Here is a 15,764-nt window from a genome sequence, read left to right as displayed (position 1 = left end):
TTCAACATCCACCTCGATGGAGGTGGACGATGGGAAGAGCATTGAGCGGGGATCTTCGGTCGCGGGTCTTGAAGGCTTCGGACGAGGGCATGTCGGCGCGGCAAGCGGCGGCGCGGTTCGGCGTGGGAGTGTCCAGCGCGATCCGCTGGATTGCGCGGGCGAAGATCGGCGAACTGGCGCCACGCCCGCAGGGCCGCCGCCGCGCCTCCAGCCTCGATGCGCATGAAGTCTTCATCGTCGGGCTGATCGAGGAGGGCAAGGACATCACGCTGAACGAAATGGTGGAGCGGCTCGTCGCCGAGCAGTCTGTGCGGATCAGCCGCAGCGCCTTGAGCGCCTGGCTTCGCGGCCACGGCTGGACATTCAAAAAAGTCCGCGCACGCACTGGAGCAGGATCGCCCCGACATCCTGAAGCGGCGCCGGGACTGGTTCGACGGCCAGCTCGATCTCGATCCGGCGAAGCTCGTGTTCATCGATGAGACCGGCCTCTCCACAAAGATGGCCCGCCTGCGTGGAAGAGCGCCGCGCGGCGAGCGCTGCCGGGCCGGCGTGCCGCATGGCCACTGGAAGACCACGACCTTCACCGGAGCGCTGCGGCTGACGGGCATGACTGCGCCCTTCGTCTACGACGGCGCCATGAACGGCAACGTGTTCCTGGCCTATGTCGAGCAGGTGCTGGTCCCGACATTGTCGGAGGGCGACGTAGTCGTCATGGACAACCTGCCCGCCCACAAGGCCGCCGGCGTGCGCGACGCGATTGAGGCCGCAGGCGCGAGCCTGCTCTACCTGCCGCCCTACAGTCCCGACTTCAATCCGATTGAGAACGCCTTCGCCAAACTCAAGGCCCTGCTGCGAGCAAAGGCCGAGAGAACCATCAAGGCTCTGTGGGACGCGGTCGGCGCGGTCGTCGACCTCTTCACCCCAGCCGAATGTGCCAACTACTTCAAAGCCGCAGGATATGAACCGGATTAAACAGGACATGCTCTAGGCATCTTTCGGTTTGGAATAGCGAGCGGCGTCTCTTTGATATCCATCAATTTGGTGTCCTATCGGTACCCATAATCAGGTTCCTCTAAAGGGGGCTTGGCAGGCGCTTTAACTATTGGCTATAATGTGTACCATGAGTGCACCGCGTGAAGATAAGCTAAAGAACGTTCTGAAGGCCGTCCCGGCTGGCTTTATCGTGGATGCGCACTGGCTGGAGGCCCAAGGCGTCAGCCGTTTCCTGACGCGCAAATATATAGAAAGCGGCTGGCTGCAGCGCCTCGCGCGCGGTGTTTTCCGCCGCCCGGCACCGCAGCCGGTTCCGCTCGACTGGCCGACCTGTCTGCTCTCTCTCCAGCACATCATGAACTACAAGGTGCACGCTGGCGGCACCACGGCCCTCGGCCTACAGGGCTACCGCCATTATCTTCCGCTCGGCAGCCCCGCCCCGGTCTGGCTCTACGGCAACGACATACCCACCTGGCTGCAGCGCCTTCAACTGGACGCGCCGCTCACAACACGCAATCTCTCACTGTTCAGCGAATCGGCCCTCGGCCTTGCCGACAACAAATCCGCCAGCACCGTAACGCTGCCCTGGGGCTGGGCGCTCCGCCTGTCCTCGCCCGAACGCGCGATCCTGGAAGCGCTCGAAGAACTACCTGCCAACGAAAGCTTCCACAATCTCGATATGGTGTTTGAGGGACTCACCACGCTGAGTCCCCGCCGCCTCGCCGCCTTGCTGCAGAGCTGCAGCAGCATCAAGGTGAAACGCCTGTTCTTCGTGTTCGCCGACCGCCACAAACATGCCTGGCGCGAGCGTCTCAATACTGACGATTTCAATTTGGGAACAGGGGACCGCGCCCTTGTGAAAGGGGGAAGGATACATCCCCGCTATCGCATCATGGTCCCACCGGAGTTTGCCGAAACGCCAAAAGGAGCTGCCGATGGCCCGTGACGCCTATGCCGCGCAAGTTGCTCTGCTGGTGCGCCTGCTTCCCTTCATCGCAGATGAGGAAGTCTTTGCGCTGAAGGGCGGGACCGCTATCAATCTCTTCTACCGCGACATGCCGCGCCTCTCGGTCGATATCGATCTGACATACCTGCCGGTGCGGGATCGCGCGGAAAGTCTGGCGGACATTGACGAAACCCTCGACCGGATTGTCGCCGCCGCCAGCCGCGGCATCCCGCGACTCGATGCCCGCCGGATAGAGGGCGGCGGCGGCGGCGCCACCCGTATCAAGGCACGGCTCGACGGCGCCGAAGTCAAGATCGAGACCTCGCCTGTCACGCGCGGGGTTGTGCATGATCCAGAACGCCGCGAAGTGTCAGCGGCCGTAGAAGATGAATTCGGATATGCATCCATCCAGGTCGTATCGTTTGAGGACCTGTTCGGCGGCAAGCTTCATGCTGCCGTCGATCGCCAGCATCCGCGCGATCTGTTTGACGTAAAACTACTTTACGAGAACGAGGGTTTCACCGACGCGCTGTTCCGGACGTTTCTGGTCTATGTAGCCAGCTCCCCACGACCAGCGCACGAGCTGCTTTCACCGGGCCTGAGCAAACTGGATGAACCGTTTGCTCGTGAGTTCGTCGGCATGACGACGGTACCGGTCACTCTCGAAGAGCTCGCTGAGACAAGAGACCGGCTGTTCGCAGACTTGCGGAAGCGGATGGATGCCGATACGCGCAGGTTTCTGACCAGCCTGCATGAGGGGGAGCCGGATTTCGAGGCGATCGGTCTACCGCAGGCAGCATCCCTCCCGGCGGTACGCTGGAAGCTGCTGAACCTGAACAAACTCAGCGCTGAGAATCCTGAGAAGCATAAGGCTCACAGGGAAGAGCTCGAAAAGCTATTCAGCTGAAGGAGAAACGAACAAATGAAAATGACGGCTTCCTGGCGCTTCGACACACCCGGTCCTATGCCGCCGGAAGCGGTGCATGAGTTCGACACTCTCATCGGCAAAGTCGTGGTCCAAGGAAACCGCTGGCATATGCTCGAACATTTCAAGGGATATTTCGGGGCATCGGGCAGCAGCTCTTCTGAGAGCTGGGCAGAATCCGACCTGAACACTTTCATGTGGCAGACAGCAGAGAATGCGCCGCTATTCATCGAAGCCTTTTACGAGGGGTGTGAGGCGCTGCGCAGCGACGACATTGCGGTCCCTGATGTCGGCCGCATGAACCGCATTCTAAGTGAGCACGGCATCGGATACGAGATCAGACCGCCAGAACTGATCGCCGTCGGCCTTCATCAACCAATCGCTGTACCCGAGCGCTATCAGTCGCTCGATGAACAGGCGCAGGACATTGTGCAACAATCGCTCCAGCAATCCGAGAGGCTGCTCGCCGAAGGGCATCCCCGGCAGGCCGTCCAGGAAATTCTGTGGCTGATGGAATCGGTTGTAACGGCTTTCAAAGGCCTTAGCACCGGCAGTACCACGATCGAAGAAAAGTACTTCAACAAGATCGCGCAGGAACTCCGGACCAAGAAGAAGGGACAAACGATCGAGCAGGTTCTTGCCTGGCTCACTACACTACACGGCTATCTTTCGTCACCGACAGGCGGTGGGGTCAGGCATGGCGTTGACCTTAAGAGCGGCATCACGATCAATGTCGATGAAGGGCGCCTCTATTGTAACCTGATCCGCAGCTACGTGACATTCCTGATGGCTGAGCATTATCGGATGAGCCGGCGCGTCCAAGAATAACCGCGAAGTCTTGTCGCGAAGGGTCGTCAAATCGCCTCTGCTCCAACAGGCCCCCAGCTCTCCGACCCAGCCGTAGGGTCTCAAGGATCGCCAACCGACACTTTCTGTCGCCTTTGTCGGGTCCGCTACACAGGCTTGTTCAGGCAATCGCATGTCTGGCCTCGGCCTAAGCCGTTGAAAAGCAAACACTAAGTTTTTCTCTGGTCCGATCAGCCAGTTGGCACGAGTCTTGAAACCCTTCGTTGTGAGGCGGCAAGAGCTGCCCATCGGCATTTATGTCGCGGGCAGCCGCGATGGATGGAACGAAGGAAGGAAATCTATAATGTCAGGTCTGCGTCAGATCGCCTTTTACGGCAAGGGCGGCATCGGCAAGTCCACCACCTCCCAAAATACGCTCGCCGCCCTTGTCGACCTCGGGCAGAGGATCCTCATCGTCGGCTGCGATCCGAAAGCCGACTCCACCCGCCTGATCCTGAACTCGAAAGCGCAGGATACGGTCCTGCATCTTGCGGCACAGGAAGGTTCGGTCGAAGACCTCGAACTCCAGGACGTGCTCAAGGTAGGTTACAGAGGGATCAAGTGCGTGGAATCCGGCGGCCCGGAGCCGGGTGTCGGCTGCGCCGGCCGCGGTGTCATCACCTCGATCAACTTCCTCGAGGAGAACGGCGCCTATGACGATGTCGACTATGTCTCCTACGACGTGCTCGGGGACGTGGTGTGCGGCGGCTTCGCGATGCCGATCCGCGAGGGCAAGGCCCAGGAAATCTACATTGTCATGTCCGGCGAGATGATGGCGCTCTATGCCGCCAACAACATCGCCAAGGGCATCCTGAAATATGCCCATTCGGGCGGCGTGCGGCTCGGCGGCCTGATCTGCAACGAGCGCCAAACCGACCGCGAGCTCGACCTTGCCGAAGCACTGGCTTCCAGGCTCAATTCCAAGCTCATCCATTTCGTGCCTCGCGACAACATCGTCCAGCACGCCGAACTCAGGAAGATGTCTGTGATCCAGTATGCGCCGGATTCGAAGCAGGCGGGCGAATACCGGGCGCTGGCTGAGAAGATCCACGCCAATTCTGGCCAGGGCACCATCCCGACCCCGATCACGATGGAGGAGCTCGAGGACATGCTGCTCGACTTCGGCATCATGAAAACCGACGAGCAAATGCTTGCCGAGCTTCAGGCCAAGGAAGCGGCGAAGGCGGCAGCCCAGTAACGACCGATATTGGGGGCCCTCCTTGAGCTGGCCGCCTTGCAAAGAACGGCGCCTCGTCGGTGAAGCGTCACCAGATACCTTGAAAGGGGTCCCATGAGCCTGGATTACGAGAATGACGGTGCTCTCCACGCCAAGCTTATCGAGGAGGTGCTGTCGCAATATCCCGACAAGGCGGCGAAGCGCCGCAAAAAGCACCTCAGCGTCGCAAAGAGCGGGGACGAGGCTGGCGAGGAAGGCGAGGTCCTTTCCGAATGCGACGTCAAATCGAACATCAAGTCCATTCCCGGTGTGATGACCATTCGCGGCTGCGCCTATGCCGGCTCAAAGGGCGTGGTGTGGGGTCCAGTCAAGGATATGGTCCATATCTCGCACGGCCCGGTTGGCTGCGGGCAATATTCGTGGTCGCAGCGCCGCAACTACTACGTCGGAACAACGGGCATCGACACGTTCGGGACAATGCAGTTCACCTCCGATTTCCAGGAGAAGGACATTGTTTTCGGCGGCGACAAGAAGCTGGAACAGATCATCGACGAGATCGAGGAACTGTTTCCGCTGAACAATGGCATCACCGTGCAATCCGAATGCCCGATCGGCCTGATTGGCGACGACACCGAAGCAGTTTCCCGTAACAAGGCCAAGGAGCACGAAAAGACGATCGTGCCGGTGCGCTGCGAGGGTTTCCGCGGCGTCTCGCAATCGCTGGGCCATCACATCGCCAACGATGCGATCCGCGACTGGGTCTTCGAGAAGAAGGACGTGGAGTTCGAGGCCGGCCCGTACGACGTCAACGTGATCGGCGACTACAATATCGGCGGCGACGCCTGGGCCTCGCGCATCCTGCTCGAGGAGATAGGGCTGCGCGTGGTCGGCAACTGGTCGGGCGACGCGACCCTCGCCGAGATCGAGCGCGCCCCGAAGGCCAAGCTCAACCTCATCCACTGCTACCGGTCGATGAACTACATCTGCCGGCACATGGAGGAAAAGTATGGCGTCGCCTGGATGGAGTACAATTTCTTCGGCCCCTCCCAGATCGAAGCCTCTCTGCGCAACATAGCCAAGCATTTTGGGCCCGAAATCGAGGAGAAGACTGAGAAGGTCATCGCCAAGTACAGACCGCTCGTTGATGCGGTCATTGCCAAGTACCGGCCGCGCCTCGAAGGCAATACCGTGATGCTCTATGTCGGCGGCCTGCGCCCCCGTCACGTCATCACCGCCTACGAGGATCTCGGCATGGTGATCGTCGGCACCGGCTATGAGTTCGCCCACAACGACGACTATCAGCGCACGGGCCATTACGTGAAGAATGGCACGCTCATCTATGATGACGTGACCGGCTACGAGTTGGAAAAGTTCATCGAGGGGGTTCGCCCTAATCTTGTCGGCTCGGGCATCAAGGAAAAATACCCGGTGCAGAAGATGGGCATACCGTTCCGTCAGATGCACTCCTGGGATTATTCAGGACCGTATCACGGCTATGACGGCTTTGCCATTTTCGCCCGCGACGTGGACCTTGCCATCAACAATCCGGTCTGGGGCCTGTACCAGGCCCCCTGGAAAACAAGCCCGAGCCGTGGGCGAGCGATGGCTGCCGAGTAACACCTGACCTTGGCCTGGTCTCCCCAGGGAGACGACGAACGCCCGTGGCCGCGTGATCCGCGGGAGACCTGAAACGTCTTCACGTCCCTGAGCTGCCGTATGGCGCCCAGATGAAAGAGGTAACCACCCATGCCGCAGTCGGCTGAAAAAGTTCTCGACCACGCCCCCCTGTTCCGCGAGCCGGAATACAGGCAGATGCTTGCCGAGAAGAAGCTGAATTTCGAATGTCCGCACGCCGATCAGATCGTTACCGATCAGCGCGAGTTCACCAAGACGTGGCAATACCGCGAAAAGAATCTCGCCCGCGAAGCGCTTGTCGTGAACCCCGCCAAGGCCTGCCAGCCGCTGGGTGCCGTGTTTGCGGCCGCGGGTTTCGAGCGGACCATGTCCTTCGTCCACGGCAGCCAGGGCTGCGTGGCCTATTACCGCTCGCACCTGTCGCGCCATTTCAAGGAGCCTGCTTCAGCGGTTTCCTCTTCGATGACCGAGGATGCGGCGGTATTTGGCGGCCTGAAGAACATGGTCGATGGGCTCGCCAACACCTACCAGCTCTACGACCCGAAGATGATCGCTGTCTCGACCACCTGTATGGCGGAGGTCATTGGCGACGACCTGCACAGCTTCATCCAGAACGCCAAGGACGAAAACTCGGTCCCGCGCGACTTCGACGTGCCCTTTGCCCATACGCCAGCCTTTGTCGGCAGCCATGTCGATGGCTATGACGGCATGGTCAAAGGCATTTTGGAGCACTTCTGGAAAGGCCAGGAGCGCACGGAAGCCAAGGGAACCATCAACATCATTCCGGGCTTCGACGGCTTCTGCGTTGGCAACAACCGGGAACTCAAACGCCTGCTTGACCTGATGGGCGTGTCCTACACCTTCATCCAGGACGCCTCTGACCAGTTCGACACCCCGTCGGACGGCGAATACCGCATGTATGACGGCGGCACGAACATCGAAGACGTGAAGGAGGCGCTCAACGCCGAGGCGACACTTTCGCTGCAGTATTACAACACCCGCAAAACGCTGGAATATTGCGAGCAGGTCGGACAGGCGACGGCCTCGTTCCATTACCCGCTCGGGGTCCAGGCGACCGACGAATTCCTGATGGAGCTCTCGGCGATCTCCGGCAAGGAAATCCCTGAGACAATCCGCCTGGAGCGCGGCCGACTGGTTGACGCCATGGCTGACAGCCAGTCCTGGCTGCATGGCAAGAAATACGCGATCTACGGCGATCCGGACTTCGTCCATGCCATGGCGCGCTTCGTCATGGAAACCGGTGGCGAGCCGACACATTGCCTCGCCACCAATGGCACTTCGGCGTGGGAAGCCGAGATGAAGGAACTGCTTGCATCCTCGCCCTTCGGCAAGGACGCTCAGGTCTGGGCGGGCAAGGACCTGTGGGCGATGCGCTCGCTGCTCTTCACCGAGCCGGTGGACCTGCTGATCGGCAATTCCTATGGCAAGTATCTGGAGCGCGACACCGGCACGCCGCTGATCCGGCTGATGTTTCCGATCTTCGACCGGCACCATCACCATCGCTTTGCGCTCATGGGCTACCAGGGCGGGCTGCGCGTGCTGACGACGATCCTCGACAAGATCTTCGACAAGCTCGATCGCGAGACGAGCGAGACGGGCGTGACGGACTATTCCTATGATCTCACCCGCTAACAGCGGCGGCCGGCTTTTCGCCGGGCCCGTCCGCCGCCCAACGGACCTTGGAGACCGACGCAATGTCATCGCCCAGCGCCAAAATCCAGGATGTCTTCAACGAGCCCGCCTGCGATAAAAACCGCGGCAAGGATGCCAAGGCGCGCAAAGAGGGCTGCTCAAAGCCGCTGACGCCCGGGGCGGCAGCCGGCGGCTGCGCCTTTGATGGCGCCAAGATCGTGCTGCAGCCGATCACCGACGTCGCGCATCTGGTCCACGCGCCGCTCGCCTGCGAGGGCAATTCCTGGGACAACCGCGGCGCCGCTTCCTCCGGGGCAACGCTGTGGCGCACGAGCTTCACGACCGACCTCACCGAACTCGACGTGGTGATGGGGCAGGGCGAGCGCAAGCTGTTCAAGGCGATCCGCGAGATCAAGGAAGCCTATGCGCCGCCAGCGATCTTCGTCTATTCGACCTGTGTGACGGCGCTGATCGGCGACGACATCGAGGCGGTCTGCAAACGCGCGGGGGAAAAATTCGGCTTGGCCGTGGTGCCGGTCAATGCGCCGGGCTTGGCCGGCTCCAAGAACCTCGGCAACAAGCTCGCCGCCGAGGCGTTGCTCGAGCACGTCATCGGCACGGTGGAACCCGACGACGCTGGGCCGTACGACATCAATATCCTTGGCGAATTCAACCTCTCCGGCGAATTCTGGCTGGTGAAGCCGCTCCTCGATCGGCTCGGAATCCGGGTGCGCGCCTGCATTCCGGGCGACGCGCGCTACCTTGACGTTGCTTCCGCGCACCGCTCCCGGGCGGCTATGGTGGTGTGCTCGACCGCGCTCATCAATCTGGCTCGCAAGATGGAGGAGCGCTGGGACATCCCGTTCTTCGAAGGCTCCTTCTACGGCATCACCGACACCTCGGAAGCACTGCGCAACATTGCTGAGCTGCTCGTGAAGAAGGGCGCTGATCCAGAGATCCTCGCCCGCACGGAGACGCTGATCGCTGAGCAGGAGGCGGTTGCATGGAACAAGCTCGAAGCCTACCGGCCGCGGCTTCAAGGCAAGCGCGTGCTGCTCAATACAGGCGGTGTCAAGTCCTGGTCCGTCGTCCATGCGCTGATGGAGATCGGCATCGAGATCGTCGGCACCTCGGTCAAGAAATCCACAGTCGAAGACAAGGAGCGCATCAAGCAGATACTCAAGGACGACAACCACATGTTCGAGCAGCTGGCAGCGCGCGAGCTTTACGCCATGCTCTCAGAACACAAGGCCGATATCATGCTGTCGGGCGGGCGCACGCAATTCATCGCGCTTAAGGCCAAGACGCCCTGGCTCGACATCAACCAGGAGCGCCAACACCCTTACGCCGGCTATGACGGCATGGTGGAACTCGTACGCCAGATCGACCTCGCCATTCACAACCCGATCTGGCGCCAGGTGCGGGAACCGGCACCGTGGGATTGCCAGCCTGCCATGAAGGACGAACCGCCGAGCACAACGAGCGAGACCGTGCACGCTTTGAAGAAATTCACCGGCACCACGCCGACGATTTCGGCGAGCGTTGAGGAAACACGATGACCCGCGTCCTTTCCCAGACCAAATCAGCTTCGGTCAATCCGTTGAAGTCGTCACAGCCGCTGGGTGCTGCCTTGGCCTTTCTCGGGATCGACGGCGCAGTGCCGCTATTCCACGGCATCCAAGGCTGCACCAGCTTCGCGCTCGTGCTCTTCGTGCGGCATTTCAAGGAAGCGATTCCCCTACAGACCACCGCGATGGATGAAGTGACAACCATCCTCGGCGGGTCAGACAATCTGGAAGAGGCGATCCTCAACCTGAAGACCCGCACGAACCCAAAGCTGATCGGGGTCTGCACGACGGCCCTGGTGGAAACCCGTGGCGAAGATTGCGCAGGCGACATTGCCGACATCAGGCTGAAACGGGCGGAAGAACTCGCGGGTACGGAGATCGTGCTGGCCAACACGCCGGATTTCGACGGCGCGATCGAACAGGGCTGGGCCAAGGCTGTCAGCGCGATGATCGAAGGCATGACGCGACCGGGCGAGCGGGCGCGCCAGTCAAAGAAGATCGCAATCCTGGCCGGTTGGAATCTCACCGTGGCTGACATCGAGCATTTGCGCGAGATGGTTGAAAGCTTTGGGCTGCAGCCGGTGATTTTGCCGGACGTCTCCGGCTCGCTCGACGGCACCGTGCCCGACTGGTGGGTTACGACAACCTATGGCGGCACCAGCGTCGAGGATATCCGCGAGCTCGGCACCGCCGCGCAATGCATCGCTATCGGAGAGCATATGCGCCGTCCGGCCGAGGTGCTGCAGAAGATGACCGGCGTCCCTTACGTGCTGTTCGAGTCGCTGACCGGAATGGAGGGCGCCGACCGTTTCGTCTCCCTGCTGTCCGAGATTTCGGGCGCGGCGGTGCCGGCCGGGGTGCGTCGTCGCCGGGCGCAATTGCAGGATGCGTTGCTCGACGGACATTTCCATTTCGGAGGCAAGAAAATTGCGATCGCTGCTGAACCAGACCAACTCTATCAATTCGCAACCTTCTTCACCGGCATGGGCTCCGAAGTCGCGGCGGCGGTCGCCACGACCGATATGTCGAAAATTCTGGAAAGGGTTCCGGCGGCCTCGATTCAGATCGGCGATCTCGGCGATTTGGAAGCGCTTGCCGGCGGGGCTGATCTTCTGGTCACCCATTCACATGGACGCCAGGCATCGCAACGTCTTGGCATTCCGCTCATGCGCGTCGGCTTCCCCGTCTTCGACCGGCTCGGCAGCCAGCACAAGCTCACAATCCTCTATCAGGGCACCCGCGACCTGGTCTTCGAGGTTGCCAACATTTTCCAGGCTTGCCGGCAGGCGCCGACACCTGAAGAACTTGATCCCCTCCGCAAGCGAGAAACGCAAGATGGGGCCCGTCCGTCGCCTCTCACTGGTCACTGACGAGGGCCGAGATCCAATGCGTGAACGACAAGCAGGCGCCTTGCGCGTGGCAATCGCAACACAAGACATGAAGGAGCTCAATGCGCATTTCGGCTCGGCCAGGCGCTTTGTCATCTACGATGTGACACCCGAGGAGTGGAACCTCGTGGAAGCCGTGGCCTTCGACGACGTCTCCGACGAAAGCGGGAAACATCGGACCGAGGGGGATGACCGCATCACACCGAAGGTGGAAGCACTGAAGGGCTGCCACCTCCTGTTTTGTCTGGCAATCGGCGGACCTTCGGCAGCCAAGCTTGTTTCGGCAAAAATCTATCCGCTCAAGGTTCCGCAGCCTCAGAGTATCCAAGATGTGCTGTTGCGCACGCAGGTGATGCTCAGAACGTGTCCTCCCCCTGGGTGCGCAAGCTGCTGGCTGAGGCAGGCGTCGCGAAACCGTCCTTTGAGGACGACGACTGAAATGAGGAGGCGAAAATGTCCGACCCTGTGGTTAGCCCTGCTGTCGCCGAGGATCAGGTGGCGCTTGCCAGCCCGTTCCTGAAATGCCTCGTGCGGCTAATCCGTGCTCAGGACTCCTACGGAGCGTGGGAAGGCAAAGCGGACCCCGAGCTGCTGGCCTCCTTCATCATCACTAAGGAACAGCGCCGTGCAATCCCGATCATCGGCGATCCCGATCCGGACGTGCTGTGGAGGCTTGATATGTTTTACACCGCCGTCGGGCTTGCGATCGAGGAGCGCTGCGGGCTGATGGCATCGCCTATCATGGAGCTGAGCCATGAAGGCTTCGGGCGGGTGCTGTTCACGTCCGGGCGGTTGGTGGTTCTGTCGAAGACCCTTCGCGACGTCCACCGGTTCGGCTTCGAGACGTTCGGGAAGCTCACTCAGGCCGGCACGAAACTGGTCGGCGACGCAATCGCCACCATCGAGACCTATCCCGAGGTGGCGCGTGCGTGATGGAACCGGTTCGAGGGAAAGAGATCATGTCAGACCTTGAGGCGCTGCATAGAACGTGCCGAACCTGCAGTCTCTCGCGTGCAGCGAAGACGACAACTGCACGACCTCGCCAAGAGCCTTCCCATCAAGCTGTCCGAGATCAAGGCCGTCGGCGGGAAAACGTTCGACATTCTTGCCGAGTGGACGCTGCAAGGAGAGTGTTCGGTGCATTGGAGAATTCATGATGACGAGCCCTTCCGTCACCCGCGACGCCAGAAGGATCCCGGAATATGCGACCGCTATCAACGCGACGACCTGCATCGGTTGCTGTCGCCGCCTCAAGATCTGCTGACGCGAGGTCATGCAACTTCACGGCATGGCTCAGGCGGGTGAAACCGTCGGCATCTGCGCCGCCCAGGGGGACGACTTCTATGTCGAGCTCAATCAATCCATGCGGCCGAGGCAGAATTAATGTCTTTAGACAACGCAGCACCGATGAAGCCACTGGTCCTGATCTGTTCGCAAGATCCGGAGTTCATTCATAACTACGGACACATCCTGGAGGCGGATGTCTTCAGGTTTGAACTGGCCAGCAGCGTGGATGACGTGCTTAAATTGACAGTTGAGCGGGAGCCGAAGGCCGTGGTGCTGGACTGCCAGCCGGCAAGCGCGACACGATCCACCATCTGCTCCCAGCTCAAGGGGGACCCCCGGACCGGCCGGCTGCTCGTTATTGCCCTGATCGCGCCCGGCGCCCAGAACCAGCATTTCGATCTGTTGAAGGCAGGCATTGACGAAAGTTTTGTGCGGCCATTCGCACCGGGCAAGCTGCTCGACTGTCTACGGACGAAGCTGGCGCTGGCGAAGCCCGGTTCAAACGGGATTGTAAACGGCAGATTGCTCCGCTGTGGCAGCCTTGAGATGAACGTCGATGCCCGCCGAGTCCGCGGTAACGGCCACGACATCCACCTCGGACCGCTCCAGTACAAACTGCTGCAGCATTTGCTCGAGAATCCCGGCAAGGTGTTCAAGCGGAAGGAGTTAAAGGACGCAGCTTGGGGGCCCAACATCCACGTCGAAGAGCGCACCGTCGATGTCCATATCAGCCGGATCAGAAAGGAGCTGAAGAGGACGTCGGCCGGCAGCGTCATTCGTACCATCAGGTCCGAGGGCTACTCGCTCGAGGAGGCGCACGCTGAACCTGAACCTGACGGTGAATAGGCATCGGTGCGCTGCCACTCCCCCTCCGTCATGCTGAGGGTAAGCTAAGGGCCTCGAACGCGCTTAAAGGCCCGACATATTCGGAAAGAAAGAAGCAGTCAGATGGCTTTTAAAAGCGTACTCTGTGTCACGGGTTCTGACCACTCCGATCAGGACGTCAGAACAGCTGCCGGCTTACATGCCGGCACTCATCCTGGCCATTTTCGCCACGATCATCGTCAATCTGAGGATGGCGGTATTCGCGAGCCGCAGCTGGACCGGCTTCGTCGTGAAAAACTCCTGTGTCGCCAGCTAGGAATTCAATCGCAAGGCGGGAGAGGCAGGAACAGGCGGCGCTCAGATGGAGCGGCCCCTTGAAATCGCAAATGTCGAGATCCGGTACCGCCTGAGGACCGAAACGGCAAGAAGCTCAAGCCAGGTAGCGTGAAGCGGACGATGATGACGAGCCTGGCGGTAGGCATGCATGTGTGCCAAATGCATTGCGATCCCCAATGCTGGCCAAGCAGAAAGGTTCTCTCTTTTTGCGAGTTGATGCTTTGCTTCGAGCGTGCAGCGGGTCTTGGGGCTCGCAGCCAAATTCGAGTCATTAGCGAGCTTTCCTTGATCGGCTATGCCGCAAATTTGGTGTCCGGGTGCGGAGCTGCCCTATTAGCCCACGGGCAAAAGGCGACAACGACGTGCAAATCGGCCGCCGCCGCAAGGTTTTCCCCTCAATGTCGGATTCCCGACAGGATCACAAATCTGCTAACTCATTGCTTTGATGATAATTTCCTTTCTGGCACGTTCGATGCAAGGGACCTTCCGAACGCATCAGCGGATGTCGTCCTATGATCAAGCTCACCGAAAATGCTGTCGCCGCATTTAAGACCGCGCTCTCGCTGGCCGCCAAGCCCGCCGAAGGTCGGCGCATCATGGTCGATGCGGGCGGCTGCGCTGGACTAAAATACGGAATAGGCCTGGAAAGCATCTCGCTGACGGCGACGCGGTCATCGAGGCGGGCGGAACTAGAACATACGTCGATCCCGCCAACGAACCACACGTCGCTGGCATGACTGTCGATCTCGTCACTGGGCTGGGATCCTCGGGCTTCACACTCGGCAACACGAACGCTGGGGGCCTAAACAATTGCGTCGGACGGCCAAGTCCCTGCGAACGCAAAGCAGGACTACCCACCAAGATGGCGTCCCTAGAAAGTCACAGGCACTGAAATTCGCTGAGGCGCTGCATTCCACGCCGCCGGCAATCGACAGTGCAACAGTTCCTACAAGTAACTTCACAGATTCTTTGCGACCTAAAATCGCTGACAATGCTACGTTCACCCCAAACGCGGAGATCAGGCACCTGGGCGCCCCAGGTACTTGAAAGTATCCCAAATGAAATGCGAGCCCATTGTCTCGTATCGTAGCGGCAAATCCCACTCAATGGACATGACGGGGAAGTAATATGGCGATCCAAAATTCTACCCATCCTGTCGGGCCCCCAAGGGGCGGGGCAAGCATGTTGACTAGAGAACTTCTCGAAGCGGCCGCCGATGAAGTTTGGAGGCCATACATGTATCACCAGACGTTCGATGGCGCAGATGCGGCCCAGATTATCGCCGAAGATGCGCAGCAGCCAAGGGTTCATTCTAGCGACGCTCTTTGTTGCGGCACATTCGGCGAGTTGCTGCAAGGTCAGCTACCGGTCGGCTGCGTTCCCCGAGACCCTCACTTTTTGGTCACGATGCCCATCGCGCTCTTTGCGCGAGCTCACTTCATGCCGATTGCAGGCACACGATCCGTAACCGTTTATCCGTCACATAAAGTCAAAGCAAAACGACTGGCTGAGAATCTCGTGATTGCGCTCGGCGTCTCAGGAGGAAACCTCCTTTTGCAATCTGAACTCCCGGAAGGCAAAGGGTTGGCGAGTTCGTCTGCGGATCTCGTTGCGACTGCACGGTCAATCGCCTGCAGCTTCAAGCGTAGAGTCCGGACAACGTTGATCGAGAAGCTAATGGCGGAGATTGAGCCATCCGACGGGGTGATGTACCCCGGCGTGGTCGCCTATCAGCAGCGAGCATGTAGCCCTCTCTCCTTCCTCGGGCAAATGCCGCCGCTTGCAATCGTAGGTATCGATGAAGGAGGGACCGTCGAAACCGTCGACTATGATCAACGGCGAGGTGAAATCTCCGCCAGTCACAGAGCAGAGTATCAGGAATTACTCGACCGCGCCCGCAGAGCAATTCCCCGCGGTGACACGGCCACGATAGGCAGAATAGCTACAGCCAGCGCTCTCCTGCATCAGGGGCGGACCCCAAAGAAGCATCTAAACTCGATGCTGAAAGCATCCGAGGCCACTGACGCTCTCGGGGTCATAGTCGCGCACAGCGGCACAATGATTGGAATCCTGCTTGATCGAATGGCGGCTGACTTTCCACGGAAGCTTCGGTCCGTGTTCGCCCATGTATCGCCTTTCGACAACTCGCCTAAAATATATCTGACCATGACTGGCTGCCGGTGAG

At 60.0% G+C, this 15,764-nt stretch carries 13 protein-coding genes and 2 pseudogenes; 14 read left to right on the top strand and 1 reads right to left on the bottom strand.

Annotated elements, in window-relative coordinates; all coding sequences use genetic code 11:
• The first annotated feature begins 29 nt into the window (after window positions 1–29).
• The 11 genes and pseudogenes from AC56QP_RS12450 to AC56QP_RS12400 all read left to right on the top strand — a co-directional run bounded on the left by AC56QP_RS12450 (window position 30) and on the right by AC56QP_RS12400 (window position 12,064).
• Window positions 30–972, top strand: a protein-coding gene (locus tag AC56QP_RS12450; RefSeq protein ID WP_489859502.1) for an IS630 family transposase whose coding sequence is annotated in 2 segments (ribosomal slippage) — window positions 30–367 and window positions 366–972 — 945 coding nt in all. Because the reading frame shifts where the segments join, the coding sequence is not laid out codon by codon here.
• A 148-nt stretch (window positions 973–1,120) separates the two neighbouring features.
• Window positions 1,121–1,939 (top strand): type IV toxin-antitoxin system AbiEi family antitoxin domain-containing protein, encoded by an 819-nt coding sequence (locus AC56QP_RS12445; RefSeq protein WP_489859503.1) that lies wholly within the window; start codon window positions 1,121–1,123, stop codon window positions 1,937–1,939.
• Complete coding sequence (locus AC56QP_RS12440; protein ID WP_111545594.1) at window positions 1,929–2,846, top strand: nucleotidyl transferase AbiEii/AbiGii toxin family protein; 918 nt, start codon at window positions 1,929–1,931, stop codon at window positions 2,844–2,846. Before AC56QP_RS12445 ends, AC56QP_RS12440 begins: the two co-directional genes overlap by 11 nt.
• Before the next feature lie 15 nt (window positions 2,847–2,861).
• Window positions 2,862–3,692, top strand: a complete 831-nt coding sequence (locus AC56QP_RS12435) for a hypothetical protein (protein WP_489859504.1) — start codon at window positions 2,862–2,864, stop codon at window positions 3,690–3,692.
• A gap of 322 nt (window positions 3,693–4,014) precedes the next feature.
• On the top strand, window positions 4,015–4,908 hold the full coding sequence (nifH, locus tag AC56QP_RS12430) for a nitrogenase iron protein (protein WP_013533491.1): 894 nt from the start codon (window positions 4,015–4,017) through the stop codon (window positions 4,906–4,908).
• 93 nt (window positions 4,909–5,001) lie between these two features.
• Window positions 5,002–6,504, top strand: coding sequence for a nitrogenase molybdenum-iron protein alpha chain (gene nifD, locus AC56QP_RS12425; protein WP_489859505.1), 1,503 nt, complete (start codon window positions 5,002–5,004; stop codon window positions 6,502–6,504).
• Window positions 6,505–6,633: 129 nt separating this feature from the next.
• A complete protein-coding gene (gene nifK, locus AC56QP_RS12420) occupies window positions 6,634–8,175 on the top strand; it encodes a nitrogenase molybdenum-iron protein subunit beta (protein ID WP_489859506.1) in 1,542 nt (513 codons plus the stop codon).
• Window positions 8,176–8,237: 62 nt separating this feature from the next.
• Window positions 8,238–9,734 (top strand): nitrogenase iron-molybdenum cofactor biosynthesis protein NifE, encoded by a 1,497-nt coding sequence (gene nifE, locus AC56QP_RS12415; RefSeq protein WP_489859507.1) that lies wholly within the window; start codon window positions 8,238–8,240, stop codon window positions 9,732–9,734.
• Window positions 9,731–11,113, top strand: coding sequence for a nitrogenase iron-molybdenum cofactor biosynthesis protein NifN (nifN, locus tag AC56QP_RS12410; protein WP_497100476.1), 1,383 nt, complete (start codon window positions 9,731–9,733; stop codon window positions 11,111–11,113). Before nifE ends, nifN begins: the two co-directional genes overlap by 4 nt.
• Window positions 11,079–11,569 (top strand): annotated as a pseudogene (nifX, locus tag AC56QP_RS12405) (nitrogen fixation protein NifX). Before nifN ends, nifX begins: the two are co-directional and overlap by 35 nt.
• Window positions 11,570–11,584: 15 nt before the next feature.
• Window positions 11,585–12,064: a NifX-associated nitrogen fixation protein gene (locus AC56QP_RS12400; protein WP_489859509.1), complete on the top strand. Its 480-nt coding sequence runs from the start codon at window positions 11,585–11,587 to the stop codon at window positions 12,062–12,064.
• 24 nt (window positions 12,065–12,088) lie between these two features.
• Here the strand turns inward: AC56QP_RS12400 and AC56QP_RS12395 are convergent, their stop codons facing one another.
• A complete protein-coding gene (locus tag AC56QP_RS12395) occupies window positions 12,089–12,406 on the bottom strand; it encodes a hypothetical protein (protein ID WP_489859510.1) in 318 nt (105 codons plus the stop codon).
• 132 nt (window positions 12,407–12,538) lie between these two features.
• On the opposite strand from AC56QP_RS12395, the gene AC56QP_RS12390 reads away from it, so the two are divergent.
• The 3 genes and pseudogenes from AC56QP_RS12390 to AC56QP_RS12380 all read left to right on the top strand — a co-directional run bounded on the left by AC56QP_RS12390 (window position 12,539) and on the right by AC56QP_RS12380 (window position 15,763).
• Entirely contained in the window at window positions 12,539–13,264 is a 726-nt protein-coding gene (locus AC56QP_RS12390; RefSeq protein ID WP_489859511.1) for a winged helix-turn-helix transcriptional regulator, read from the top strand.
• An 827-nt stretch (window positions 13,265–14,091) separates the two neighbouring features.
• A pseudogene (locus AC56QP_RS12385) lies at window positions 14,092–14,375 on the top strand (iron-sulfur cluster assembly accessory protein); the annotation flags it as partial.
• A gap of 440 nt (window positions 14,376–14,815) precedes the next feature.
• Window positions 14,816–15,763, top strand: a complete 948-nt coding sequence (locus AC56QP_RS12380; protein WP_489859512.1) for a GHMP family kinase ATP-binding protein — start codon at window positions 14,816–14,818, stop codon at window positions 15,761–15,763.
• Window position 15,764: the final 1 nt, after the last annotated feature.

The organism is Mesorhizobium sp. RCAM 05104, from assembly GCF_059683645.1.
Note: the sequence above shows the minus strand (reverse complement) of the source record. Positions and strands in the feature narration are given on the sequence as shown.

Coding starts and splice junctions, on each gene's coding strand:
- AC56QP_RS12390 (WP_489859511.1), top strand. CDS start 12,539: ATGAAGCCACTGGTCCTGATCTGTTCGCAAGATCCGGAGTTCATTCAT.
- nifE (WP_489859507.1), top strand. CDS start 8,238: ATGTCATCGCCCAGCGCCAAAATCCAGGATGTCTTCAACGAGCCCGCC.
- nifK (WP_489859506.1), top strand. CDS start 6,634: ATGCCGCAGTCGGCTGAAAAAGTTCTCGACCACGCCCCCCTGTTCCGC.
- AC56QP_RS12440 (WP_111545594.1), top strand. CDS start 1,929: ATGGCCCGTGACGCCTATGCCGCGCAAGTTGCTCTGCTGGTGCGCCTG.
- AC56QP_RS12395 (WP_489859510.1), bottom strand. CDS start 12,406: ATGACCTCGCGTCAGCAGATCTTGAGGCGGCGACAGCAACCGATGCAG.
- AC56QP_RS12380 (WP_489859512.1), top strand. CDS start 14,816: ATGTATCACCAGACGTTCGATGGCGCAGATGCGGCCCAGATTATCGCC.
- nifD (WP_489859505.1), top strand. CDS start 5,002: ATGAGCCTGGATTACGAGAATGACGGTGCTCTCCACGCCAAGCTTATC.
- AC56QP_RS12435 (WP_489859504.1), top strand. CDS start 2,862: ATGAAAATGACGGCTTCCTGGCGCTTCGACACACCCGGTCCTATGCCG.
- nifH (WP_013533491.1), top strand. CDS start 4,015: ATGTCAGGTCTGCGTCAGATCGCCTTTTACGGCAAGGGCGGCATCGGC.
- AC56QP_RS12445 (WP_489859503.1), top strand. CDS start 1,121: ATGAGTGCACCGCGTGAAGATAAGCTAAAGAACGTTCTGAAGGCCGTC.
- AC56QP_RS12400 (WP_489859509.1), top strand. CDS start 11,585: ATGTCCGACCCTGTGGTTAGCCCTGCTGTCGCCGAGGATCAGGTGGCG.
- nifN (WP_497100476.1), top strand. CDS start 9,731: ATGACCCGCGTCCTTTCCCAGACCAAATCAGCTTCGGTCAATCCGTTG.